Below are 22,467 nucleotides of genomic sequence, written 5' to 3'. Positions count from 1 at the left end.
AGAGCCCCTGGATGCACGCCGACGACGACGACGACGAGGATGAGGCCGAGGCGGGTCCGACCGCCGCCGGCCCCGCCGGTGACCCCGCGCTGCAGTCCGTGCGCCTCGACAAATGGTTGTGGGCGGCCCGCTGCTTCAAGACCCGCGGGCTCGCGAGCGAGGCGTGCGCAGCGGGTCACGTGAAGGTGGGCGGCCTCGCGGCCAAGGCGGCCCGATCGCTGAAGCGCGGCGAGGAGGTCACGATCAAGACCGCCGACGGGGTGCGGATCCTGGAGGTGCTGGGGCTCAGCGAGCGGCGCGGCCCGGCTGCCGTGGCCCGCACGCTCTACAACGATCGGTCGCCGCCGCGCCCGCCGTCGACCGAGGTGCCCGGGATGGTGGTGCGCGATCGCGGCCTCGGCCGGCCGACCAAACAAGAACGCCGTGACATCCGCCGCCTCCGCGGCTACTGACGCCGCCGCTCGCACACGACCTGTCGCCGCCGATGCAAAAGCGCAGCGGCGACATCGGCGCCGGTCGGTATGAGAGAAAAGATCGTGACGTCTCGTGGGGCGAGCTTGTCTCACTCGAGGCGGCCCGGTCCGCGCTCGAGTGAGTGCGCGTCAGGTGGTGCGAGCGCGATCGTCTCGCCCGGGTGAGGCGGGTCGGCGCGCGAGCGTAGGGGTGCGATCGGGTCTGCGCCCGACCGCGGGAGAGTCGTGGTCGAGGTCGGGGCCGCGGTTGTCTCGTCGGGGTCGAGTTCGGGGCCCGCGCTCGAGTCGGGTCGCGGGAGCGCCACCTCCTCGCGGCGCGCGAGTGATTGCGAGTCGGTTCGTGCGAGCGCGACGACGGCGAGGACAGCGACGCGTGCCGGAGCTCGCGCAGGCGAGTGAGAGTGCCGAGTTGGAGCCGTGGGAGTGAGGGCCGGTGAGAAAGAGCGGGCGGAGCTGGAGCGGAGTGAGGACGGTGAGGGAGTGCGTGCTGAGCTGGAGCGCGGCCGAGGTCGCGGGAATGAGGACGGTGAAGATCCGGGCCGAGGTCGAGAGGACGGCGAGTGAGGGAGCCGGAGGTCGAGTCGCTAGCCAGGGGTGGAGAGCGTGCGAGCCGAGGTCGGGAGGGACGGCGAGTACGAGCGCGAGTCAGGTCGTGGGGGCGACGTGAGACGTCCCGCCCGAGGCAGGCCGACGGAACCGGCGGTGAGTGGCTACGCCGGCGGCGGCTCGAGCGGCCAGAACCGCTGCGCCCGCACGACCGCGAGGTGCGGTTCGTCGCGCAGCGGCGATGTCGGGCGTGCCCCGAGACGCCGTCCGATCACGCACACGCGGTCGCCGGGGCGGACCAGGGCCCGTTCGGTGCGCATGCCGACGCCGTGGCGCGTGAGCAGGTCGCGGTGGAAGGCGTCGAGGTCGGTGCCGTGGTCGACGCAGACGAGGACGCGGTGCGGACCCTCGGCCACGAGGAAGTCGACGGCCTGCTGGCGGGCGACGTGGAAGGTCCGCGAGATGACGCTGAGCGCGCCGGCGACGCCGACGACGCTGTGCGGCGGCGCGGCGCGGTAGTCGATGGCGACCGCGAGCTCGCCGCTGACGGGATCGTGGATCGCCTCGAGCGGCTCGACGCTGCCGGCGAAGGTGACGAGCTCGTCACGCCCGGCCCCGAGGATGTCGGACAGTCGTTCGAGGCGACGCGGCCGCGGGGGCCAGAGGTGCTGCCACAAGCTCACGGGTGAGCCGTAGAGTAGCGCGCGTGACCGGGCGGTTGACCGCCGTGGACGGGATTTCCCGCGGCCAGCCGGACGCTGCAGACGCCGCCGCGGACGATGTACGGAAGAAATTCCGCCGGGGTGGCGGCGGCGAGGTGCTATGCTCCGCCCGCCCGATTGCCGGGCTTTTGAACTAAGGAGATCGGACGATGAGGCGGTTCGCCAGCGAAGGCCGCGATCGGAGAGGGCGACTCTCCGGGCCCGGATGGACGTGGATGTTCGTGCTCGGCGCGGCGGCGCTGCCCATGGCGTGCAGCGACGACGACGCCGCGGGAGGTGGGAGCTACGTCGGCTCGGCGACGCAGACCAGCCAGTCGCCGGCGACCACGACCGACGGCGAGACGACGACGACGACGACCGACGAGCCGACGTCGCCCACCACCGTGACGACCGAAGAGCCGACCACGACGCTGGTGACGACCGACGAGCCGCCGCCGGCGCTGGCGGTCGACTGCGGGGCGCTGCCGAAGGGCGCGCAGGGGGCCGAGTACCAGCACCAGCCGACCGCGTCGGGCGGCGTGCCGAAGTACACCTGGGCGGCCTCCGGTCTGCCCGACGGCCTCGCCATCAACCCCGCCAGCGGCGAGATCTCCGGCGTCCCCACCTCCTCGGGCGAGTTCACCGTCGAGATCACCGTCACCGACCTCGAGGACAACGTGGCGACGGCGAGCTGTCCGGCGCTGACCGTCGGCGACCAGCTCAAGGTCGACTACGACGCGCTCGCGGCCGACGGCCCGTGTGTGGCCGCGGGCGGCGACAAGACGATCCTCGACTACATCACCGGCGGCGACGGCTCGCCGATCACCTGCTCGACGCCGTCCGGCTCGGGCGACGGCAAGGTGCCGACGGGCCTCGGCGTCGACGACCAGAGCTGCGCGATCGTCGGGACGATCGGCGAATCGCGCTACGGCAATTGGGCGTGGATCGTCGCGGCCGAGCAGTCGGGCGTGAAGGTGTACGCGCCGTACTGCGCCAAGCAGACTCAGCAGGCGCCGAAGGCCTACGCGATCTCCGGCGACCACAGCGGGCAGATGGACAACGCGCTCGAGCCGATGGTGGTGGACTTCGAGCCCGACCAGCCGCTGCGCTTCGACGGCGACGCCGATCCGCGCTTCGAGGTGAAGAAGGGCACCTGCGGTGATTCGTGCTTCTTCGGCTTCCTCTACCGCGTGACGATGTCGCCGTTCGGCACCGGCGAGTGCAAGGCCGACAAGGACGGCTGCTCCGGGCTGTGCCCGCTGGTCGCGGACGCCAACGAGCCTGACGGCGACAAGGCGATTCAGTGCTCGCTCCTGCCCCTGATGGGCACGCCGAAGACCGGGTTTTCGCACGAGATGTGGGCGAAAGGCGACGTTCCCCCGGAGGAGTTCAAGACGCGCCCGTTCGTGGTCCAGTGGAGCATCGACTACTGCCTGTCGAACGCGGCCCCGGATTGCCAGGGCAAGGACGCGATCCTGGCCAACGGTGACAACTCGAGCTTCGAGTTCCCCGTGATCTTCCGGCCTCAGTGAGGCATCATGGGGCGCAAGCCCGCCCGATGAAGCAGCCCGAGGATCCGTCGCCCGCCCCCGAGGCGACGCTGGCAAGCGCGTCGACGTCGCAGGCTCACCTGCCGTCCGACATGGCCACGCCGTCGGGCCCGACGACGACCGACCCCGGGCTGCGCGCGCCGACGCAGAGCATCCCGGGCATGCGGACGACGATGGCCACCACGCTCGATCGCTCCGGCGCGCACGTGGGCATGGTGCAGCCGCGGCGGCGCGTGCCGAGCGACGTGCGGGCGGCAGCGCTGCAGCCGGGCACCGAGATCGACGGCAAGTACCGGCTCGAGGCGATGCTCGGGCGCGGCGGCATGGGCATCGTCTGGCGCGCCGAGCACTCGCACATGCACGGCAGCGTGGCGATCAAGTTCCTGGCCGACCGCTTCCGCCACAAGCCGCAGATCATCGAGCGCTTCTGGCAAGAGGCCAAGCTGATGGGCGAGATGGGCCACCCGAACATCGTGCGGGTGCTCGACATCTCGCCGGCCTCGGCCGAGCTGCAGTACATCACGATGGAGCTGCTGACGCAGGGCAGCCTGCGCGACCACCTCAAGCGCAGCGGCGGCAAGCTGCCGACCGACGAGGCGGTCGAGCTGATGGACGGCGTGCTGTCGGCGCTGCTGGCCGCGCACAAGCGGGGCATCGTCCACCGCGACATCAAGCCCGACAACTTGATGCTGGCCAACATCCGCAACTTCGAGACCGACACCTTCGAGCTCGGGCTCAAGGTGCTCGACTTCGGCGCGTCGCTGCTGCTGGCCACCAGCACCGAGACCAGCGCGCCCGACGGCCTGCTCGGCACACCTTATTACATGTCGCCCGAGCAGGCCGCGAGCCTGCAGCTCGACCAGCGCACCGACCTCTACAGCGGCGCGGTGGTGCTCTACGAGGCGATCGCCGGCAAGCTGCCGCACCAGGCCGACGACGTCCACTCGCTGGTCTACAGCATCGCCACCGACCCGGCGACGCCGATCGAGCACCACGTCCCGAACATCACCCGGCCGTTCCGCGAGTTCTTCCAGCGCGCGCTGGCCATGGACCCGAGCGCGCGCTTCCAGTCGGCCGACGAGATGCGCGAGGCGCTGCGCAAGCTGTCGCGCCGGCTGGCCGGCAAGGTCCGCAACACCGCGCTCTACCTCGCGTCGGGCGACACCGGCCAGATGCCGACCGTCGACCCGCCGATCCACCGCTCCGACGCGCGCATGGTCCCGTTCCGCAAGGCGCTCGACGAGCGCCCGCCGACGCTCAAGCGCCTGATCCTCCGCGACAACCGACCGGCCGCCCGCCCGGCGGTGATCGTGCTCGGCGCCGCGCTCGGCCTGATCCTCGGCTTCGCGATCCAGGCGCTCCGCTTCGCCGGCGAGCCCCGCACGCACGGCGTCGACACGCTGTTCGTCTGCGTCGCCTTCGCGGGCCTCGGGGCCGGACTCGGCTGGTTCCTGCCGTCGCAGCCGAAGAACCGCCTGAAGTGATACGATTGACGCGTGGTGCTTGACCCGGCCTGGGTCGTACTGTATAGAGTGCGCATCGCCTCTCACCAGGCGGTTCGGTCATGTCTCGCCACTGAGCCACATCCGCTCGAACGCAGGCCCGCTCGCCGCGTCCGTTCGTCTTCGCCCGCGGTCCGCATTTCGGACGCGCGGCCGAAGCAGTCTCCCCGCCGTCTCTCGGTGAGGTGCGTCGCCCTCGTGGCGACGCCCGCCGACCGCGTCGCACTTGCGACGAGGCCCTGACGACGGCGAGGCGCAGGACGCCGCTCTCGGGGCCCAGGAGGCCGTTTCAGGCCGTCCTGGTCGCCCGTGAGCCTTGGCAGCGAGGGCCCGCGCGACGCGGACGGGGCGGCGACGTCTTCGCACGTCGCCGCCCCGTCCGCGCCCGCGGGCCGGCCTGACGCGGCGGCGGAGGCCTCCCATCGTTCATTCGCCATTGCGGCGAATGGGGGCAGCGTCGCCGCGCCTGCCCCGGGCATTGTCGTGTGTCGAGATTACTGCCATGGGCAATTCGAACTGCTGTGATTCCTGGGAGACCCACTCCATCGCCCTTGCGGGCGGAGAGGCGAGGTGTTGATTGCGTTGGGACATGTATGAAGTGATCATCGAGCGGCCGCGCACCGGCGGCGGTTGGGGCGGCAAGGGCCGGCGGGCGGAGATGCGCCGCCGCGCCGAGCCGGAGGCCGCGCCGCACGTCGAGCCGATCAGCCGCGGCCGCGGCTCGAAGCACCTGAACGAGAACCTGGCGCCGCTGCGCCGCTTCCTGCTGAGCCGGGTGGGCCGTCCGTGGGACGCGGTGCACTCGGAGATCGCGGCGCACCTGCGGGTGACGAGCGCGGTGCAGAAGCACGTCCTCGACCACCTGCGCGACATGGTCTACACCAACGTCGTGGAGATCGACGGCCGTCTGCACGAGCACGGCACGTGGGGCGTGCGGCCGATCGGCTATTACCGCAGGGCGCAGGTCTACGTGTGCCCGGAGACGGGCCTGCTGAAGAAGGTGCCGTTCGTGCCGGGCCCGGCGACGCCGCCGCCCGCGATCGAGGTGGTGCCGATCGACCGCGAGGCGCAGTACCGCAAGATCGACGGGCAGTGGTACCGCATCACGCTGTCGCCGCTGCCTCGCGAGCGGGACCGCGAGGTGCACGACCTGCTGCTCGGCGACCTGGGCAAGCTCGGGACGGCGTGGCAGCGCGGCTGGGAGCTGAACCAGCTCTACGGCTACTGGGACCGCTACGCGACGGCGAAGCGGCAGATCGGCAAGCGCGAGCTGCGGCGGCTGCCGCCGGGGGTGCGATGATGGGCGCGAACGAGAAGAGCGTGGGACAGCGGCCGCCGCCTCGAGGGAGCGCGGCGATGGCGACGAACGACGGAGACTTGGGGCCGCTGCAGGCGCCAGGCGGAGGTGCAGGGATGGAAGCGCAAGACAGGCCGGCGGTGCGGATCGTGGCGTCGCCGAAGACGTGGATCGAGGGCGAGGCAGTGCAGCAGCTCGAGCGCACGGCGACGCTGCCGGGGATGATCGCGGCGGTCGGCATGCCCGACCTCCACCCGGGCAAGGGCTCGCCGATCGGGGCGGCGTTCGTCAGCGAGGGGCGGATCTACCCGCACCTGGTCGGCAACGACATCGGCTGCGGCATGGCGCTGTGGTCGACCGAGCTGCCGCAGCGCAAGCAGAAGCTCGAGCGCTGGGCCGACCGCCTCGGCGACCTCGACGGGCGGTGGGAAGGCGATCCGCGCGATTTCCTGGCCGAAAGGACAGTCGCACCGACCGACCACGACGCGTCGCTCGGGACGATCGGCGGCGGCAACCACTTCGCCGAGCTGCAGCAGGTCGACGCGATCGAGGACCCGGCGGCGTGGGCGTCGCTGGGGATCCCGGCGGGCGCGCTGGTGCTGCTGGTCCACAGCGGTTCGCGCGGGCTCGGCGAGGCGATCTTGCGCGCCCACGTCGACCGCTTCGCGGCGGCCGGGCTCGACAGCGCCGGCGAGGACGCGCGCGAGTACCTGCGCGCGCACGACGGGGCGGTCGCGTGGGCGCAGGCCAACCGCGCCCTGATCGCGCGCCGCTTCGCCGACGCGCTCGGCACCTCGATCGCGCCGGTGCTCGACGTGTGCCACAACGCGGTGGTGCCGTGCCCGGACGGGGCGCCGCAGCGCTGGCTGCACCGCAAGGGCGCGGCGCCGTCGACGGCGGGGATCGTGGTGATCCCCGGCTCGCGCGGGACGCTGAGCTATGTGGTGAAGCCCGACCCGAGCCACGCGGAGGCGGGCTGGTCCCTGGCCCATGGGGCAGGTCGCAAGTGGCGCCGCAGCGACGTCAAGGAGCGGCTGCAGGGCCGCTACCGCCCCGACGACCTGGTGCGCACGCCGCTCGGCGGGCGGGTGATCTGCGAGGACCGCGAGCTGCTCTACGAGGAGGCGCCGGAGGCCTATAAGAAGATCGACGCGGTCGTCGGCGATCTGGTGGCGGCCGGCCTGTGCACCGTGGTGGCGACGCTGCGCCCGGTGCTGACCTACAAGACCCGGAGTCGGCGATGAAGGCGTATGTGCTGATCTCGGGCGGTCACGGGCCGCCGGAGCTGGCGTGGGTGGTGCACCGCCTCGGGCCGGTGTTCGCGGCGGCGGCTGCGGCGGCGGGCCTCGGCTGCGAGGAGCTGTCGCGCGCGCCGGGGCCGGCGGCGGAGACTGCGTGGTCGCTGGTGTATGAACTCGAGGACATGTCCGAAGGGGCAGGGATCGCGGCGCTGGTGTCGCAATGGGAGGGCACCGTGCAGTGGATCGGTCGCAGCCCGCTGCGGCCGACGCACCGCCGGCGCAACTGGTTCGTCAAGCTGACGCGCCTGCCGGTCGAGGCGGAGGCGAGCACCGCGGTGCACGAGGCGGATCTCGAGGAGACGGCGGTCCGCAGCGGCGGCGCGGGCGGACAGAACGTCAACAAGCGCAGCACGGCGGTCCGCCTGCGCCACAAGCCGACGGGCCTCGAGGTGGTGGCCCGCGAGGAGCGCTCGCAGGGGCAGAACCGCCGGATCGCCCGCGAACGGCTGGCAGCCCTGCTGCTGGCCGGCGCAGCCGCGCGGCGCAGCGAGGCCGAGCGGGCCCGCTGGGACGAGCACAACGCGATCGAGCGCGGCAACGCCAGGCAGGTGTTCCGCGGGCCGGAGTTCGCGCGCGTGCAGGGGTGAATCGGCGGCTCAGCGAGGGAGCGCGACGACCTCGCTGCGGACCTGATCGGCCTCCGCGTAGGCGATTGCGAGGCGCCCGTGCGACCACGCGAGGCTCGGGCTCGAGACTCCGCGGCGTTGCCACACCGGCGTGCTCGCGCCCTTGTCGTCGAAGCGGAGGACGCTCGCGCCGTCGCCGTCGACCGCGGCGACCATGAACCCGCGATCGCCAGCGCCGACGATCGTCAATGGACCGCCGGCGGCCGTCGCCAGCGTGCGGCTCCACGCGACCTCACCGAGCTGGGACACGAGGTGAACGCGGGAGACGCCGCGGTCGTCGCGAGTGCCGACCAGGCAGCGATCGCGCAGACACCCGAAGCCCACGACGGCCTCGCGGGCGTCGATCTTGACCCTGGCGACCAGGCCCGAGCAATCGCGTGGGCCGCAGAAGTTGAGGTAAGTGTGCTTGCCCTTCCACATCAGGGCGATGTTCCGTTCGGCCGAGGCGATGCCGCACCAGTCGGCCCGCAGTGGCTCGACGGCGGCCGTATACAGGGGCTCGGCGGCGGCGGCGTGCGTCGTCGGGCCGTGGACCAACCACACCTTGCCGTCGCGCTCGATCCACCCGACCGCGAAGCGGTCGTCGCCCGTGGCCGCGCCGTCGCACAGGCGCTGGACCGACTTGCCCCACGTCGACGGCTCCCTCAATCGGCCGTGGTCGTCGAGCGCGGCCAGTCGGACCTTGGTGCCGTCCTTCCAGCCGAGGGCGGCGCCGCGGTACGTCCCCACCAGGCGCGCGTCGGCGTCCAGCGCGACGGAGAGGTCGCGTCGTGGCGCGCCGTTGGAATCGAGCTCGACGAAGCGGCGAGCACCCGGGTCGCCGTGGAGCAGGCCGAAGCCGCTCGACAGCACCGCTAGCTGGATCGCCGCGGTCGACGGCGCGGCGGAGCGCTGAACGCCGAGGCCGATGAATGCCACGAGCATGACGCAAGCGAATAAGGCGAGTCGGGGCCGACGCCATGCGTACAAGCCGAGGAGTTCACCGATTAGGCCGAGGAGCGAGCGAGGACGCGGCATGCCGGCCAAGATAGCGGAGATCGGGGCAGGCATGGCGAGGGGGCGCGGAGCGGAACATTGTTCATATTTCGGCGACTCGCGAATCGATTGACGCTGTGTCCGCGGGCGTGGCAGCGTGACGGTGTGACGAGCGATGATGCGTTGAAGATCTTGGCCCTGACGCGCGAGGAGCTCGAGCGACTGCCGGTCGACAAGCGGTCGGATGTGGTGCGACGGGCGTATCTGCGGGCGATCCGCGCCGCTTCGCCCGAGCGTGACCCCGCGGGGTTTCAGCGGGTCCGTAGCGCCTTCGAGTTGCTGTCCGCCGGGCTCCAGACGTCGACGCCGGGGTGGGGTCCTCGTCCGGGGCCACGTTCGGGAGCGACGCGACAGGCCGAGCCGCCCGGTCCTCGTCGGCCGCAGCACGACGAGGCCTTGCAGGCGTGGGCGCGGCGGAATCACTCCTTGTTGATCGCCGGGGAGGAGACCGAGGTCGCGCTCGGTCGGCCGGTGACGCGGCTGCTCGGCGTGGCGCACCGGCTCATCGACAGCGGTGCGAGCGAAGCGGGCGTCGAGTTGGCCGAGCTGCTGCTGGCTCGCGCCTGCGCCGAGCCGTTCGGCGAGGTGGGCGAGGTCCGGGTGTCGCTGGTGATCGACGTGCAGCTGATGCTGCTGGTCCGGGGCGAGCTGGCGGCGGCGCGGCGGGTCGGCGCATCGAGCCAGGAGTGGCTCATGCTGCAACGCGCGCTCGACGTGCTGGCCGACGAGGGCGAGCGGTGGATCTTCAGCTGTGAGTTGTTGTCGCTGCCGGACGAATTTTCGTCCGTGCTGCGGTCCGAGCTGGCCGAGGCGTTGCTCGAGCAGCGCGACGGAGGACTGGCGCGGGTGTTCGCGGCGCATCCGTTCCTCACTGACGCCAATACGCTCCTCCTCCGGCGCTGGGCCCCGCTGCTCCATGAGCTGTCGTGGCGGGAGCACGACCAGTGGGCGGACCGCTACCGTTACGCGTTCTTGGCCGTCGGCGTGCTCATGATCGTGATCGGGTTGTTGCGATCGATCTCGGGGATCGCATGATCGTCGGCATCGATCTCGGGACCACGTATTCGCTGATCTGTGCGCTCCAGGACGGTCGGCCGTGCGTGCTGGCCAACTCGCTCGGCGAGACGCTCACCCCCAGCGCCGTCAGCCTGCTCGAGGACGGGCGTTGGGTGGTCGGCGCGGCCGCGCGGGCCCGGATCGTCACGCACCCCGAGATGACGGCGGCGGTATTCAAGCGCGACATGGGCACGTCGCGCACGTACACGATCGGCGGGCGGGAGTTCACGCCGCAAGCGCTGTCGGCGATGGTGCTGCGCAGCCTCAAGGAGGACGCCGAGGCGGCACTCGGGCATCCCGTCGAGCGGGCGGTGATCACGGTGCCGGCGTACTTCGGCGAGCTGCAGCGCTCGGCGACCCGCGAGGCGGGGCAGATCGCCGGCCTCACGGTCGAGCGCCTCGTGCACGAGCCGACGGCCGCGGCGATGGCCTACGGGCTCCACGTGGCCGACCGCGAGCGGCGCGTGGTGGTGCTCGATCTCGGCGGCGGGACCTTCGATGTCACGGTGCTCGAGATCATCGAGGGGGTGATCGAGGTCCAGGCGTCCGCCGGCGACGCGCGGCTCGGCGGCGAGGACTTCCTCGACGCTCTGGCCGAGCTGGTCCACGCGAAGGTGGCGAGGACGCGCGGGGTCGACCTCCGTGCCGACCGCCGCGCGTGGTCGCTCTTGCGCGAGCTGTGCGAGTCGGCCAAGCACCGGCTGTCGAGCGTGGAGGTCGTCCAGGTCGCACACCCTGAGCTGCGCGTGGGCCGGGAGCGGGTGACGCTGAGCGAGGAGATCACGCTCGCCGTGGCCGAGCAGGCGTGGCAGGGTCTGCTCGAGCGGCTGCGGCGGGTGATCGTCCGCGCGCTGCGAGACGGGCGGATCGATCCGACGCAGGTCGACGAGGTGCTGCTGGTGGGCGGCGCGACGCGCATGCCGTGCGTGCGTCGGCTCGCTGCGCAGATGTTCGGCCGCCTGCCGCTTTGCACGTTGCCCGTCGACGAGGCGGTGGCGATGGGCGCGGCGGTCCAGTCCGGATTGGTCGCCGGCGACGTGGCCCTCGGCGATTTGGTCGTCACGGACATCACGCCGTTCACGCTCGGCACCGCCGTGGTCAGCCGCTACGGCGGGGCAGGCGTGGCCGACGTGTTCTCGCCGATCATCGACCGCGGGACGGTGATCCCCTGCAGCCGGGTCCGGCGCTACAGCACGGTCCGCGACCGGCAGACCGAGATCGAGTTCCTCGTGTGCCAGGGCGAGCACCCGCAGGCCAGCAAGAACGTGCTGCTCGGCCACGTCGAGGTGAAAGGCCTGCCGAAGCGTCCCGCCGGCGAGGTGGAGGTCGATGTCCGCTTCACCTATGACCTCAACGGGCTGCTCGAGGTCGACGCCGCGGTGGTCGGCACCGACAACAGCGTGTCGGCGCTGCTCCGGGGCAGCGCGGTCAAGCTGACTGCGGCGCAGATCGAGCGCGCGCGCGAGGAGATGCAGCGACTCAAGTTCCATCCGCGCGACGCGCTGCCCAACACGACGGCGTTGGCGCGGGCGACCGCGCTGTACGCCGAATTGACCGGTCCGGCCCGGTCGGCGCTCGGCGAGGCGATCGCGGCCTTCCGCGCCGCGCTGGACGCCCAGGACCCGGTGGAGGTGCAGGCGGTGCGGGAGGGGCTGGTGGCGTTGACGCACCGTCTGGCGGCGCACTGGCGCTCCTGAGCCTGATGACCTTCAGGGCATGTCGCCATGGTCATGCTCTTCGAGCCATGTCTCTTGCGACATGTCCCGGACGGCGTCACGCGCGGCGGCGGCGGACCGACTCGGTCATCTCGATGACGACCTTCCACTGCTCGAGCGCGCGGGTCTTGCTGTCGCCGAGCTCGGCGAGGGCGCGCATGCGCAGGCGGAGGGTGGTCGCGGTGGCGTCGGCGAGCTCGGCGAGCTCGGCCGAGCGGGCGGCGCGGCGGAAGGGGTTCCACTTGCCGATCACCAGCGCGAGCACGACGAGGCCGCCGGCGACGAGGCCGCCGGACAGGCCGTATTCGCCCTGGACGGCGGCGTAGAGGCCGGCGCCGACGATGGCGGCGGCGAGGCCGGCGACGAGGATCGTGACCTGCCGCAGGCGCGAGCCCTGGGTGCGCAGGGCCTGGGCGCTGCGCAGCGCCAGCAGCTCGAGCTCGCCGAGCGGGTTGCTGGCGAACACGTCGGGCGCGGCGACGTCGCGCAGGAGGTCGGCGCTCCAGCTCTTGGGTTCGCGCGTGCCGAAGGCGTCGAGCGCGTTCGAGTGCGCGTGCTCGCGCGGGATCACTGTGGCGCTGTCGGAGCCGCGCGGGACCGTCGGGTGCGGGGCCGAGTCGCGGGCGTCGAGGACGGTGTCGGCGATCGCGGCGTCGCGGATCGCAGCCTCGGCGCGTTGCCGGAGCTTGCTCAGGCTCGCGGCGATCGCGGGGCTGCTGCGGGCGGCTTCGACGAGGAAATCACTCATGCGCACGAGCCCGTGGGGCGTGCGCCCCCGGCCTCCGGGCCTGAGATTTACACAGTCGGCTGTGCCTCGGGGCAGGAATTGTCGGCACGGGTACGAGCGGGCGGGCCCGCGCGCGCTCACAGGTGGGCCTGCGCCCGCCGTCCGCCACCGACGAGGCCGCCGTAGCTCGCCGGGTCGGCGAGTCCGAGCCAGGGGTCGCGGGCAGGCGTCATGAACAACTCGTCGTACACGCGTCGGACGAGTGACTGCAGGTCCGCGGGCGCGGTGGCCCCGCGCGCCCACCAGCCGTGGATCTCCCGGTGGATCTCCTGCTCGTTGCGCAGGGTGTCGAGCGCGAGCGTGCGGCGCAGCGCGACGATCGCCGCGGACCTGTCGGCGGCGTCGCGCGACGCGTCGCCGCTGCGCCACTGTTGCGTGCGTACGAGGCCGAGGCTCGCGCGCGAGAGGGCGATCGTCGGCGCGGTGACGTCGGCGATCCGCTCCCAGCGCTCGGCGACGCGGTCGACGGGCTCGCCGGTGACGCCGAGCAGCGGCGCCTCGACTGCCATCTTGCTCATGGCCAGCGGCGCGGCCTGGCCGGCGCGCGGATCGCCGCCAGCGGGGCGGGCCGCGCGGGGCGGCGGAGACGGGCGCTGACCTGCGGTGAGCGCCTGGCTCTTGAACGATTCGTCGAGGGCGCGCACGCGGGCCTCGTGGTGGTCGGCGAGCGCGTCGCGGAGGTCGCCGCCGGCGAGGACGGCGGTGCGGCGGGCGAGGTCCTCGGCGCGCTGCAGGGCGGCGACGAAGTCGGCGGGGGCGTAGAGGCCGGGGACGACGTCGACCGGGCGTCCGCCGGCGTCGAGGACGAAGTGGGCGCTGTTGCCGGTGATGGTGGTGACGACCTGGCGGCCGTCGCCGAGGTCGATGGTGATCTTCGGCGCCGGCCGTTCGCTGGCCCAGTGGAGCACGAAGCGGTCGCGCAGGAGGGCGCGCACCGCCGGGTCGGGGTAGAGGAGGGCGCGGAAGAAGCGGCTGTTGGCGCAGCTCAGCTCGTCGCGCAGGTCGCCGAGCAGGCGCAGCGAGAGGACGGGCTTGCCCTCGCGCCTGGCCGTTTGGACAGCTTCGTCGAGGTCGGTGTGCCAGTAGAGGCGCGACAGCAGGCAGTCGCGCTGGCCGCACACCGTGTCGAGGGCGGCGAGCAGGCGGGCGCGGGCCGGGTCGGTGAGGCCTGCGGGATCGCGGCGGTCCTGCGGGGCCTCGGCGGCGGCGAGGACCGCGTCGTGGGCGGCGGTCAGCGCCGCCTCGTGGGCGCGCTCGAAGGCGCGGAGGCCCTCGGGGCCGGCGGCGCGCAGACGCTGGCGGGCAGCCCGAGCGACGGCGTCGTCGTCCGCGACGGCGAGTTGTGCGAAGCCCGCGAGGCCGAGCGCCTGACCGAGGATGTCCTCGAGGACAGGTGGAAGGTCGCTCGCGCTCGCGCTCACCGGCGCGCCGAGGGAGAGGAACAGGGCCATGGTGGTCCAGAGCGCGCCGCGGATCTGCATCGTTGCCTCCGACGTCGGGTGTAGCGGAGGACGTGATGGGCGACGGTCAAGGCTGTGTAAAAGGTGGGGGGCCCGTGGGGGCGAGGGGCCGGCGGAGGCGGCCGCGTGACGCCGAGCGCGGTGGAGCGCTGACTGCGAGGTTGCACGCCCGGATGCCTCGAACCATGGGACATGTCTCGTGGAGCATGTCTTCAAGAGCATGCCCGTGAGAGCATGTTCAAAGGGTCATTTGTCGAGGTTGCGCTGCAGCACGAGGATCTTGTGCTGCTCGTCGACGGTGCGGAAGCGCTGCTGGGCGCGGAGGTTGCGGAGCAGCGGCATGTGCTTGGCGTTGATGTCCTCGCGGTGGAGGACGAGGTAGTCGACGTCGAGGCGGGCGGGGAACCAGGCGAAGCAGCGGCGGGCGGCCAGGTGGGCGCCGACGTCGCCGGTAGCGGCGACGCAGGCGTCGGCGGGCAGGGTGCGGGCCAGCTCGGTGAGCCAGGCGTGGCGCTCGCGCTCGGCCTCGGTGAGCGCGGTCGGGACCGGGTGAAAGCCGGCGCGAAAGCTGCCGCCGGGCAGGCCGAACGACCAGCCGAACGCGAGCGCGGCGACGACGATGCCGGCCGCCAGCTCGAGCGCCAGGGGGCGGCCGAGTCGCTGCTGCAGGTTGGCCGCGCCGACGGCCGCGGCGGCGAACACCGCGGGCAAAGAGAAGGCCGAGTAGTGAAAGTACGGATCGGCGACGTACTGGTTGCCGCTGAGCACGAAGATCGCGGCGCCCGGGAGGAGCAGCACGAGCAGGCGGCCGGCGCACACGGGCAGGAGCAGCAGCGGGGCGCCGAGGCACAGCAGGTAGCCGAACTTGTCGGGCCGCAGCAGCTCGAGCGGGAGACGCAGCGGGTTGGCGAGCAAGGCGAGCGCGAGGTCGCGGTAACCTGTCGCTTCGGCCAGGTTGCCGCGCAGGCCGTCGGCGTGGGCGCCCACGCCGGTGCCGGGGGCGAACACGCGGGCGACGAGGGCGAACCACGCGAGGCCGAGGGCGAGCAGGACGAGGCCGCGGCGCGGGCGGGCGTCGAGGGCGGCGAACAGACCGAAGGCGGCGACCACGAGGCCCATCTCCTCGCGCACGAGCAGGAGGGCGGCCACTGCGAGCGCGAGGCCGAGGCGGCGATCGCCGTCGTGGGCCCACAGCGCCCACAGCACCAGCGGGACGGCGAGGGTGAGGTCGTGGAAGTCCCACAGCGCGCTGGCGTGGACCAGCGGCGAGACGAGGAAGGCGAGGGTGACCGCGAACGCGAGGGCGAGGCTGCCGCTGCGTCGGCGTGAAAATAAGTAGAGCGGGAGCGCGGCCGAGCACAGCCACAGCACTTGCACGACGATCAGGGTCTCGGCGCGCGGGCTGACTGCGTAGATCGGGACGAGCGCGAGCAGCAGCGGGGCGAAGTGTTGACTATTAAAAGTGTCGTCGGGGAACAGGCTGGTGGCCAGCAGATCGCCGTGGAGCGAGCGCCACAGGACGTTCTCGAAGATGCCCAGGTCGTGGATGTTGCTGACGAGCGCGTGATGGCGGACCACGCCGAGATGGATGAGCAGCGCGGCGACGCCGAGGCCGAGCGCGAGCAAGACTCCGGCGACGAGGCGCGGTCGCGGGCGGCGTTGCGCGAGGAGGTCGCGCCATCCGGTGGCGCTGGCGGCAGCCAGCAAGCCGAGGCCGAGGCTGGTGACCAGCGGAACGAAGCCGCGGCGCTCGGCGAGGCCGGGGACGGTGAGCAGGATGCCGGCGGGGGCGCCGGCGAGGAGCAGGAGGCGACGGTTCCAGGCGACGGCGAAGTCGGCGAGCGGTCGGCCGAGGCGGCGCGCGGCCAGGAAGTAGCTACCGAGCAGCACGACGAGGCCGGCGAGGCCGGCGCGCACGGCGGCGAGGCGCTGGCCGAGGTCGAGGTCGTCGCCGACGAGCGCGGCCGGGTCGCCGCGCGAGACGGCCCAGGCGGTCCAGCCGGCGGCGAAGCCGAGCAGGGCCGCGAGCAGGCCCCAACGCCGCGCGTGGGCGAATCCGGCGGAGGCGACGGCGGCGAACGGCACGAGTCGTATTGGTGGCCCGGCGCGGGGGAGGACGTCAAGGTCCGTCACTGGGTCGGGTCACGCCAAACCGGGATGCCGAGGTCAGGCGAGCGGCGAGGTCATGACAGGGACGTAAGCATGACGCGTGAGGTCTTTGGGGAGACCGGCGGGGGGCGGCAGAAGCGACCGCGCACGAGTGATGGGCGCGGTGAGGAGACCTCGGCGCGAGGCGAGGTCGTGAGGACGCTCGAAGGAGCAGCGCAGCACGGGAGACATCGGCGCGAGCCGAGGTCGTCTGGACGCTCGATCTCGGCGCGGTCGTGAGGACGCTCGAGGGGGGCGCATCGCGGAGACCTCGGCGCGAGGCGAGGTCGTGAGGACGTCTCGAGGTCGGCGAGGTCGTGATGACGCTCGAGGTCGGCGAGGTCGTGATGACGCTCGAGCTCGGCGCGGTCGTGATGACGCTCGAGTTCGGCGAGGTCGTGTGATGCGCGCAGCGCGGAGAATCAGCGCGAGGACCTTCGCGCTGCGACGGTCTCACGGGCTCGGCGTCGCGGCGGGCGCGGGCGCGGCGGGCGTCGCGGGCTCGGGTGGCTCGGGCAGGCCGGGGATCGGGTCGGGCGGCGGGGAGCTCAGCTTGGGCGGCTGGGGGCCGCCGCAGATCTTCGAGGCGGTCTTGCAGCCGCGGACCTTGAGCTCGCCGGTGATCTCGGCGACGCGGGCCTGGTAGGCCTTGGCGTGCTCACGGTCGCCGGCCAGCTCGAGCGTGAACTTGTACTCGTCGGTGACGAACAGGACGACGGTGTAGAACTTCGGCGCGTCGGTGCCGGGGATCGTGTAGTCGAAGTCGAAGCGGGTGCCCTCGCGGCCGTTCTTGCTGCGCGCCGGCTGCTGGTTGGTGAGGACGTAGCCGCGCTTGCCCAGCTTGGTGACGAGGTCGGCGGCCCAGTAGCCGAGGGTGCCGCCGCGGACGTTGGCGAACCGGTGGACGCGCAGGCCGACGTCGTCCTGGGCCTTCATGCGCGTCTCGTAGGAGTGGCTGCTGACCTCGACGAAGCCGACCGGCGGCTCGATCGCGTACTTCTTGCAGCCGACCAGCAGCCCGGCCATGGCGATGACGAGTGCGAAAGAACAGGTATTTTTGAACATGGCCTTCAGTTCCACTCGGTGGCCTCGACGCCGAGGGTGTCGACCCACGGGAAGGGATCGTTGCTCGACGGGACCGCGTTCTGGGGCCCGCGCTCGCTCATCCGCACGGTGAGCGTGGAGAAGCCGATCTGGTTCTCGAGGAGGCGCAGGCGGCCGAGCGCCTGCTCGAGCTCCATGGTGATGGCGTCGAGCGAGCGCCGGACCTCCAGCGCCTCCTGGACGTTGCGCGCCTGCTTGAGCAGGGTGATGAGCTGGCTCTGGGTCTCGCGCAGCACGCGGATCCGCGTGGTCAGGTCGACGTACTCCTGGGTCACGTCCTGGGCCTGCAGGTTGCGCGACTCGACCACGCCGAGCTTGCCGAGCTCCTCCATGACGCGGCGCAGCTGGGCGGCGGGGATCCGCAGGACGAAGTAGCCCTGCGACATGGTCTGCACGTAGCCGCCGGACTCGAGCGTGAGCGCCTCGGCCCGCTGCATGGCGTCGTCGAGCTTGAAGCACGAGATCGCCATGTCGGCGGTGTAGATGATCTGCCGCGCGAACTGCTTCTGCGGCTCCTTGCCCTTCTCTTCGCCCTGGCCGCTGCTGGCGGTCGGCGTGTCCGCCGGCTTGGGCTCGGGGCGCGTCGGGCCGGCCACGCCGCCCCTCGGCGGGGCCGGGGCGCCCAGCGAGGTCGCGGCCGGGGCGGCGTCCCGCACGGCGGCGTCCTCGTAGTCGTCGGCCTTGGAGGCGACGGTCGGGTACGGCATCTCGGGGGCGGCCGCTTCGCCGCCGGCCATCGCGCCGCCGCCGCCGTAGGACTCCTCCATCGGGGGCGAGGGCGCGGCCGCCTCACTGGCCGACTTGGCGCAACCGAACGAAGTGAGGATGAACGCGGCGGCCAGGAGGTGTCGGAGTCGATGCATCACGGGCTCACGAGGCGGCGAGGGTGCCGATGATAACCGGCGAACGTCGGGCCCCGGGCGCGACTTACAGGCGCGGCGTGTTGTGGCATCATGGCCCCGTGCGCTCGTGGCTCCGGTTCGCCCTCGTCGCGCTGTGCCTGGCCGGCCCGGCGCTCGCTGGTTGCTCGCGCGAGGAGGCGACGATCGAGGCCTGGCCCGAGGGGCTGCCGCGTCCGAAGGACGCCGCCGAGGCCGAGCGGCTCGAGCAGACCGGCACCCGCTGGACCAATCGCCAGGCGCGTCAGCTCTATCTCGAGCGCGTGGCCGCGATCGCCGGCGAGGTCGAGCGCTGGAAGGCCGAGCAGATCCCCGCGGAGGAGCAGGCCCGCCGCGCGTACCAGCTGCGCCACGACGCCCGCATGACCGCGCGCGCGATGATGTCCGACCCCGTCGAGCTGGCGGCCCTGCAAGAGCGCGATCGCGCCAAGTACGGCAACCCCGACGGGCCGACCTTCGACTGGCTGCTCGAGCGCAACCACGCCAAGGGCCTCGCGGGCGAGGCGGCCTACCTGGCGATCGTCGAGAGCGCGCAGAAGACCGACGCCGGCGTCAACCAAAGCCTGGGTTTTTAAAGTTCAAAGAAAGATGCAAATGGACGGGCGGCTGCGGCGAGTCATCGAATGGTCGAAGGGACAGGACCTTTCGGCCATGTATGTGGCGACCGTCGACGGCGAGCGCTGGACGATCCGCCTCGGCGACTTCCCCGACGAGCCGCTCTACGCGCTGGCGATCGACGGGGTCGAGGTGGTGCGCTTCGACGACTGGCCGCCGCTGTGGACGCGGCCGGCGTAGCGCGACGCGCTGGCCCGAGAGACAGGTGTTTTTAGAAAACTGTCCCGAGGGACAGCTACTCCTGGACGCCGCCGACCTCGTCGGCCTTGCCGGCGATCGGCTCGAGCACGCGGCGGAGCGGCTCCTTGAGGCGCTCGAACAGGCGGGTCCTGGCAAGGATCGGGTTCAGCCAGCCGGACGTGATGCAGTAGTAGGTGTTGAACGGCGGCGTGTGGTGGCGCGCGTGGTGCTCGCGGCCGAGGATCAGGCCGGTGCGCTGGAGCCGACGGATCCACGCAGGCGGGTTCGGGTGGTGGGCCCAGCTGTGGAACTGGTTGGTCAGGAAGATGCCGAACAGGAACAGGCCGATGTAGGCCGAGAAGAACAGCGAGGCGGTGCCGTGGATCGGCACGAAGTACCAGGTGCCGACCAGGACCGGCAGGCTGATCAGGCAGTTGGCGCCGTTGACCTCGAGGAAGTCGTGGCGGGTGATCGCCAGGGGGTCGACGTGGTGCTCGCGGAACGGGCGGATGAACACGGGGCCGAAGAAGGGCGTGCGCGTCGAGCCGATGTTGTCGGCCAGGAAGTGCACGAAGCCCGAGACGAAGTCGGCGGTGACGTAGCCGAGCAGCAGCGCCAGCGGCAAGAGCCAGGTCGCAAGGCCGCCGGGCGCGGTGTCGAGGTGCAGGTACACGTCGCGCGCCAGCAGGTACTCGAAGAAGAAGAACACCGACATGCTGGAGGCGTCGACCAGACGCATCCACAGCGAGCCGCTCATGTCGTAGTCGCGAGGGATGTCGTCGGGGGTGGCGGACATCGCGGTCGCTACGATGATCGCGGCAGTTCGGCCGCTTTTGCAAAGGGCTTCCGCGACGAGAGGGTGCGCACGGACCGACGCGGTTGGCGAATCCGCGCGTGCGATCGGGCGCGGAGCGGCGTCCCGCGGGCAAATCTACGCTCGCGCCCGCGAGCTCACGCGTGGGCTTGAGTGGCCGGCGGCGGCGGGCGCGGCTCGAGTACGGGCGGTGGTTCGGCTGGTTTGGCCGGCGCAGCCCGCGGAGCGTGCCACTCCTTGTTGACGATCAGCCGGGCGCCGCGGCGGAAGCGGATATACGACCAGGTCCACTCCCACATGACCTGCAGGCGGTTCTTGAAGCCGATCAGGTAGTAGACGTGGACGAGCAGCCAGGCCAGCCAGGCGACGAAGCCGGCGATCTCCATGCCGGCGAACTGGGCGATCGCGCGGCGGCGGCCGATGGTCGCCATCTGGCCCTTGTCGAGGTAGCGGAACGGCTCGCGCGGCTTGCCCTTGAGCTCGTGCAGGATGTTGCGAGCGACGTGGCGGCCTTGCTGGATCGCCACCGGGGCCAGGCCGGGCAGCGGCGGCTTGCCGGGCTCTTCCTCGAGGTGGGCCTGGTCGCCGATGACGAACACCTCGCGGTGCCCGGGGATGCTGCAGTCCGTCTCGACGAGGATGCGGCCCTGGCGGTCGAGCTCGACCCCGAGCGAGCGGTTGAGCTCGGACGGGGCCACGCCGGCGGCCCACAGCACGGTGGCGGACTGCACCGACTCGCCGCCGAGGACGACGCCCTCGGCGGTGACGTTGGTGACCATGGTGTTGGTCCACACGGTGACGCCGAGCGACTCGAGGTCGCGGGTGGCCTTGTCGGACAGCTTCTCGGCGAAGGTCGGGAGGATCCGCGGACCGGCCTCGATGAGGATCACGCGGGCGCGCTCGGGGTCGATGCGGCGGAAGTCGCGGGACAGGGTGAACCGGCTGATCTCGCCGAGCGCCCCGGCGAGCTCGACGCCTGTCGGGCCAGCCCCGATGACCACGAACGTCAGTAGGCGCCGCTGTTTGGCCGGGTCCGTCTCCTTCTCGGCCAGCTCGAACGCGGTGAGGACCCGGCGGCGGATCTCCGTCGCCTCCTCGAGCGATTTGAGGCCGGGCGCGTAGTCTTCCCACTCCGTGTGGCCGAAATAGCTGTGACGCGAGCCACAAGCGAGGACGAGCCAGTCGTAGTCGAGGTCGCCGAGGCCGGTCGTCTTCAGTTTTTTGTTTTCGAAATCGATGCCGACCGCGGACTCGAGGATGACGCGACAGTTGCGCTGGCGGCTGAAGACGGTGCGGATCGGGACGGCGATCTCGGCCGGGCTGAGGCCGGCCATGGCGACCTGATACAGCAACGGCTGGAACAGGTGGTGATTGCGCCGGTCGAGCAGGGTGATCTCGAGGTCGTCGGCGCCGGCCAGCCCGCGAGCCACGCGCAGGCCGCCGAAACCCCCGCCGACGATGATGACGCGCTTCTTGGCTTTCCCGGCGTTCATTGTGCCGGAAGTGTACTCGAAGACCTCCGAGGGGCCGCTGAAGGGTCCTTTAACCGGGCGGCCAGGTGTGCGCTTGACGCGCGGCGGACGGAAGTGTTAACAAGGCGCACTCATGTCCTCGTCCGAATCGTCTGAGGAGATCAGGCTGTACATGCCGGACCCCAGCACGATCCGCGCGGTCGAGTGCTCGCCGCCGTGCTGGATGGTGCGACTGGCCCTCGAAGAGAAGGGGCTCGACCACGAGTGCAAGCTGCTGAACTTCGCGGCAGGCGAGCACAAGAGCCCCGAGATGCTGGCCAAGAACCCGCGCGGGACCGTGCCGGTGCTGATGGACGGCAACATCGTCGTCTACGAGACGCTGGCGATCTTCGACTACCTCGAATACGCCTACCCGCAGCCGGCGCTGCTGCCCAACACCAACGCGCTGCGCGGGCGGGCGCTGACGCGGCTGCACGAGGCCAACAACCTCAAGCAGGTCGGGATGGCGCTGTTCTCGTACCTGATGAACACCAAGGCGATCGACCTCGACCCGGGCGAGGTCGACCACCTGGCGTCGTTCCTCCACGACGAGCTGTTCTTCTGGGAGTACTACTACGGCATCGGCCACTGGGCGTCCGGCTCGGCCATCGGCCTGGCCGACCTCGCGGTGTTCGCCTACGTCGCCACCGCGGCCCACCTCGGGCTCGAGCTCGAGCAGCGCTACCCCAACCTCCACGCCTTCTGCCTGCGCATGAAGGAGCGGCCCAGCGTGATCGCCACCTGGCCGTCGGTGTGGAAGCAGACGCCTTACTCGTATCTGACCGAGCCCGAGTCGTGAGCGCGCCGCTGCTGGCCGACATCGCTCCCTTCACGGCCCTCCGGGCCTGAGGGCCGCCGACGTTGCTGCTCGACTCGCTCCGTCTCGGCTGGGCCGGCCTTTTGGTCTGCCGGGCATCGTCACCCTCGCGGTGTTCGCCGGCCGGGGGGTGCGTCGGCGCGGGCGCGGCCGCGGGGCGGCGATCGCCGTCGGCGTCGCGGTGTTCGTGGCGCTCGACCTGGTGGCCTACTTCGTCGGGCTCGAGCGGATGTTCGCCGCCAAACGCGAGCGCCGGGAGCTGCTCGCGCCGCCCGTCGAGCAGGCCCGAGAGCCAGGTCCTTCGGGACAGGCCCCTTAGGACAGGTCCCT

Annotated in this window: 21 protein-coding genes; 12 read left to right on the top strand and 9 right to left on the bottom strand. The window is 71.8% G+C overall.

Annotated elements, in window-relative coordinates:
• The first annotated feature begins 11 nt into the window (after window positions 1–11).
• Window positions 12–452, top strand: coding sequence for an RNA-binding S4 domain-containing protein (locus OV090_RS16740; RefSeq protein WP_267704687.1), 441 nt, complete (start codon window positions 12–14; stop codon window positions 450–452).
• Window positions 453–1,183: 731 nt separating this feature from the next.
• Here OV090_RS16740 and OV090_RS16735 read toward each other — a convergent pair.
• On the bottom strand, window positions 1,184–1,702 hold the full coding sequence (locus OV090_RS16735) for a hypothetical protein (protein WP_267704686.1): 519 nt from the start codon (window positions 1,700–1,702) through the stop codon (window positions 1,184–1,186).
• A 188-nt stretch (window positions 1,703–1,890) separates the two neighbouring features.
• Between OV090_RS16735 and OV090_RS16730 the strand changes: the two genes are divergently transcribed.
• The 5 genes from OV090_RS16730 to OV090_RS16710 all read left to right on the top strand — a co-directional run bounded on the left by OV090_RS16730 (window position 1,891) and on the right by OV090_RS16710 (window position 7,957).
• Window positions 1,891–3,252: an Ig domain-containing protein gene (locus tag OV090_RS16730; RefSeq protein WP_267704685.1), complete on the top strand. Its 1,362-nt coding sequence runs from the start codon at window positions 1,891–1,893 to the stop codon at window positions 3,250–3,252.
• A 26-nt stretch (window positions 3,253–3,278) separates the two neighbouring features.
• The gene (locus tag OV090_RS16725) at window positions 3,279–4,754 is read left to right on the top strand and encodes a serine/threonine-protein kinase (RefSeq protein ID WP_267704684.1); all 1,476 of its coding nucleotides are present in this window, start codon (window positions 3,279–3,281) and stop codon (window positions 4,752–4,754) included.
• Between the two features lie 607 nt (window positions 4,755–5,361).
• Window positions 5,362–6,072 carry a hypothetical protein gene (locus OV090_RS16720; protein ID WP_267704683.1) on the top strand — a complete coding sequence of 237 codons (711 nt, stop codon included), beginning with the start codon at window positions 5,362–5,364 and terminating at the stop codon, window positions 6,070–6,072.
• 113 nt (window positions 6,073–6,185) lie between these two features.
• On the top strand, window positions 6,186–7,313 hold the full coding sequence (locus OV090_RS16715; protein ID WP_267704682.1) for an RNA ligase RtcB family protein: 1,128 nt from the start codon (window positions 6,186–6,188) through the stop codon (window positions 7,311–7,313).
• Complete coding sequence (locus tag OV090_RS16710; RefSeq protein ID WP_267704681.1) at window positions 7,310–7,957, top strand: peptide chain release factor-like protein; 648 nt, start codon at window positions 7,310–7,312, stop codon at window positions 7,955–7,957. The genes OV090_RS16715 and OV090_RS16710 overlap by 4 nt, the downstream gene beginning before the upstream one ends.
• 9 nt (window positions 7,958–7,966) lie before the next feature.
• Here the strand turns inward: OV090_RS16710 and OV090_RS16705 are convergent, their stop codons facing one another.
• Window positions 7,967–8,920: a hypothetical protein gene (locus OV090_RS16705; protein ID WP_267704680.1), complete on the bottom strand. Its 954-nt coding sequence runs from the start codon at window positions 8,918–8,920 to the stop codon at window positions 7,967–7,969.
• Window positions 8,921–9,136: 216 nt separating this feature from the next.
• On the opposite strand from OV090_RS16705, the gene OV090_RS16700 reads away from it, so the two are divergent.
• Together OV090_RS16700 and OV090_RS16695 are read left to right on the top strand one after the other, a co-directional pair.
• Window positions 9,137–10,066, top strand: coding sequence for a hypothetical protein (locus OV090_RS16700; protein ID WP_267704679.1), 930 nt, complete (start codon window positions 9,137–9,139; stop codon window positions 10,064–10,066).
• Window positions 10,063–11,784, top strand: coding sequence for an Hsp70 family protein (locus OV090_RS16695; protein ID WP_267704678.1), 1,722 nt, complete (start codon window positions 10,063–10,065; stop codon window positions 11,782–11,784). Before OV090_RS16700 ends, OV090_RS16695 begins: the two co-directional genes overlap by 4 nt.
• A 76-nt stretch (window positions 11,785–11,860) precedes the next feature.
• Here OV090_RS16695 and OV090_RS16690 read toward each other — a convergent pair whose 3' ends face one another.
• The 5 genes from OV090_RS16690 to OV090_RS16670 form a co-directional block, all read right to left on the bottom strand.
• Window positions 11,861–12,550 (bottom strand): hypothetical protein, encoded by a 690-nt coding sequence (locus tag OV090_RS16690; protein WP_267704677.1) that lies wholly within the window; start codon window positions 12,548–12,550, stop codon window positions 11,861–11,863.
• Between the two features lie 116 nt (window positions 12,551–12,666).
• Complete coding sequence (locus OV090_RS16685; RefSeq protein WP_267704676.1) at window positions 12,667–14,070, bottom strand: hypothetical protein; 1,404 nt, start codon at window positions 14,068–14,070, stop codon at window positions 12,667–12,669.
• Window positions 14,071–14,295: 225 nt separating this feature from the next.
• Window positions 14,296–16,134 carry a DUF2079 domain-containing protein gene (locus OV090_RS16680; RefSeq protein ID WP_267704675.1) on the bottom strand — a complete coding sequence of 613 codons (1,839 nt, stop codon included), beginning with the start codon at window positions 16,132–16,134 and terminating at the stop codon, window positions 14,296–14,298.
• A gap of 516 nt (window positions 16,135–16,650) precedes the next feature.
• Window positions 16,651–17,262 (bottom strand): hypothetical protein, encoded by a 612-nt coding sequence (locus tag OV090_RS16675; RefSeq protein ID WP_267704674.1) that lies wholly within the window; start codon window positions 17,260–17,262, stop codon window positions 16,651–16,653.
• Between the two features lie 5 nt (window positions 17,263–17,267).
• A complete protein-coding gene (locus OV090_RS16670; protein WP_267704673.1) occupies window positions 17,268–18,164 on the bottom strand; it encodes a DUF4349 domain-containing protein in 897 nt (298 codons plus the stop codon).
• A gap of 98 nt (window positions 18,165–18,262) precedes the next feature.
• Between OV090_RS16670 and OV090_RS16665 the strand changes: the two genes are divergently transcribed.
• Both OV090_RS16665 and OV090_RS16660 read left to right on the top strand, forming a co-directional pair.
• Window positions 18,263–18,775, top strand: coding sequence for a hypothetical protein (locus tag OV090_RS16665; RefSeq protein WP_267704672.1), 513 nt, complete (start codon window positions 18,263–18,265; stop codon window positions 18,773–18,775).
• 76 nt (window positions 18,776–18,851) lie between these two features.
• Window positions 18,852–18,995, top strand: coding sequence for a hypothetical protein (locus OV090_RS16660; RefSeq protein ID WP_267704671.1), 144 nt, complete (start codon window positions 18,852–18,854; stop codon window positions 18,993–18,995).
• Window positions 18,996–19,050: 55 nt separating this feature from the next.
• Here the strand turns inward: OV090_RS16660 and OV090_RS16655 are convergent, their stop codons facing one another.
• Window positions 19,051–19,791, bottom strand: coding sequence for a fatty acid desaturase family protein (locus OV090_RS16655; protein ID WP_267704670.1), 741 nt, complete (start codon window positions 19,789–19,791; stop codon window positions 19,051–19,053).
• 155 nt (window positions 19,792–19,946) lie between these two features.
• Window positions 19,947–21,302 (bottom strand): NAD(P)/FAD-dependent oxidoreductase, encoded by a 1,356-nt coding sequence (locus OV090_RS16650; protein ID WP_267704669.1) that lies wholly within the window; start codon window positions 21,300–21,302, stop codon window positions 19,947–19,949.
• Window positions 21,303–21,414: 112 nt separating this feature from the next.
• On the opposite strand from OV090_RS16650, the gene OV090_RS16645 reads away from it, so the two are divergent.
• Both OV090_RS16645 and OV090_RS16640 read left to right on the top strand, forming a co-directional pair.
• Complete coding sequence (locus OV090_RS16645) at window positions 21,415–22,119, top strand: glutathione S-transferase family protein (protein WP_267704668.1); 705 nt, start codon at window positions 21,415–21,417, stop codon at window positions 22,117–22,119.
• Window positions 22,120–22,249: 130 nt separating this feature from the next.
• The gene (locus OV090_RS16640; protein ID WP_267704667.1) at window positions 22,250–22,456 is read left to right on the top strand and encodes a hypothetical protein; all 207 of its coding nucleotides are present in this window, start codon (window positions 22,250–22,252) and stop codon (window positions 22,454–22,456) included.
• Window positions 22,457–22,467: the final 11 nt, after the last annotated feature.

Origin of the sequence: Nannocystis sp. RBIL2 (assembly GCF_026626745.1) — a bacterium.
Lineage (GTDB): Bacteria > Myxococcota_A > Polyangia > Nannocystales > Nannocystaceae > Nannocystis.
This window is presented reverse-complemented; position numbering and strand designations above follow the sequence as displayed.

What these genes read in the sequence shown, in the direction of transcription:
- OV090_RS16710 (WP_267704681.1), top strand. Translation starts at nt 7,310, where the DNA reads ATGAAGGCGTATGTGCTGATCTCGGGCGGTCACGGGCCGCCGGAGCTG.
- OV090_RS16715 (WP_267704682.1), top strand. Translation starts at nt 6,186, where the DNA reads ATGGAAGCGCAAGACAGGCCGGCGGTGCGGATCGTGGCGTCGCCGAAG.
- OV090_RS16645 (WP_267704668.1), top strand. Translation starts at nt 21,415, where the DNA reads ATGTCCTCGTCCGAATCGTCTGAGGAGATCAGGCTGTACATGCCGGAC.
- OV090_RS16650 (WP_267704669.1), bottom strand. Translation starts at nt 21,302, where the DNA reads ATGAACGCCGGGAAAGCCAAGAAGCGCGTCATCATCGTCGGCGGGGGT.
- OV090_RS16660 (WP_267704671.1), top strand. Translation starts at nt 18,852, where the DNA reads ATGTATGTGGCGACCGTCGACGGCGAGCGCTGGACGATCCGCCTCGGC.
- OV090_RS16720 (WP_267704683.1), top strand. Translation starts at nt 5,362, where the DNA reads ATGTATGAAGTGATCATCGAGCGGCCGCGCACCGGCGGCGGTTGGGGC.
- OV090_RS16730 (WP_267704685.1), top strand. Translation starts at nt 1,891, where the DNA reads ATGAGGCGGTTCGCCAGCGAAGGCCGCGATCGGAGAGGGCGACTCTCC.
- OV090_RS16725 (WP_267704684.1), top strand. Translation starts at nt 3,279, where the DNA reads ATGAAGCAGCCCGAGGATCCGTCGCCCGCCCCCGAGGCGACGCTGGCA.
- OV090_RS16670 (WP_267704673.1), bottom strand. Translation starts at nt 18,164, where the DNA reads ATGCATCGACTCCGACACCTCCTGGCCGCCGCGTTCATCCTCACTTCG.
- OV090_RS16655 (WP_267704670.1), bottom strand. Translation starts at nt 19,791, where the DNA reads ATGTCCGCCACCCCCGACGACATCCCTCGCGACTACGACATGAGCGGC.
- OV090_RS16740 (WP_267704687.1), top strand. Translation starts at nt 12, where the DNA reads ATGCACGCCGACGACGACGACGACGAGGATGAGGCCGAGGCGGGTCCG.
- OV090_RS16695 (WP_267704678.1), top strand. Translation starts at nt 10,063, where the DNA reads ATGATCGTCGGCATCGATCTCGGGACCACGTATTCGCTGATCTGTGCG.
- OV090_RS16675 (WP_267704674.1), bottom strand. Translation starts at nt 17,262, where the DNA reads ATGTTCAAAAATACCTGTTCTTTCGCACTCGTCATCGCCATGGCCGGG.
- OV090_RS16685 (WP_267704676.1), bottom strand. Translation starts at nt 14,070, where the DNA reads ATGCAGATCCGCGGCGCGCTCTGGACCACCATGGCCCTGTTCCTCTCC.
- OV090_RS16705 (WP_267704680.1), bottom strand. Translation starts at nt 8,920, where the DNA reads ATGCTCGTGGCATTCATCGGCCTCGGCGTTCAGCGCTCCGCCGCGCCG.
- OV090_RS16690 (WP_267704677.1), bottom strand. Translation starts at nt 12,550, where the DNA reads ATGAGTGATTTCCTCGTCGAAGCCGCCCGCAGCAGCCCCGCGATCGCC.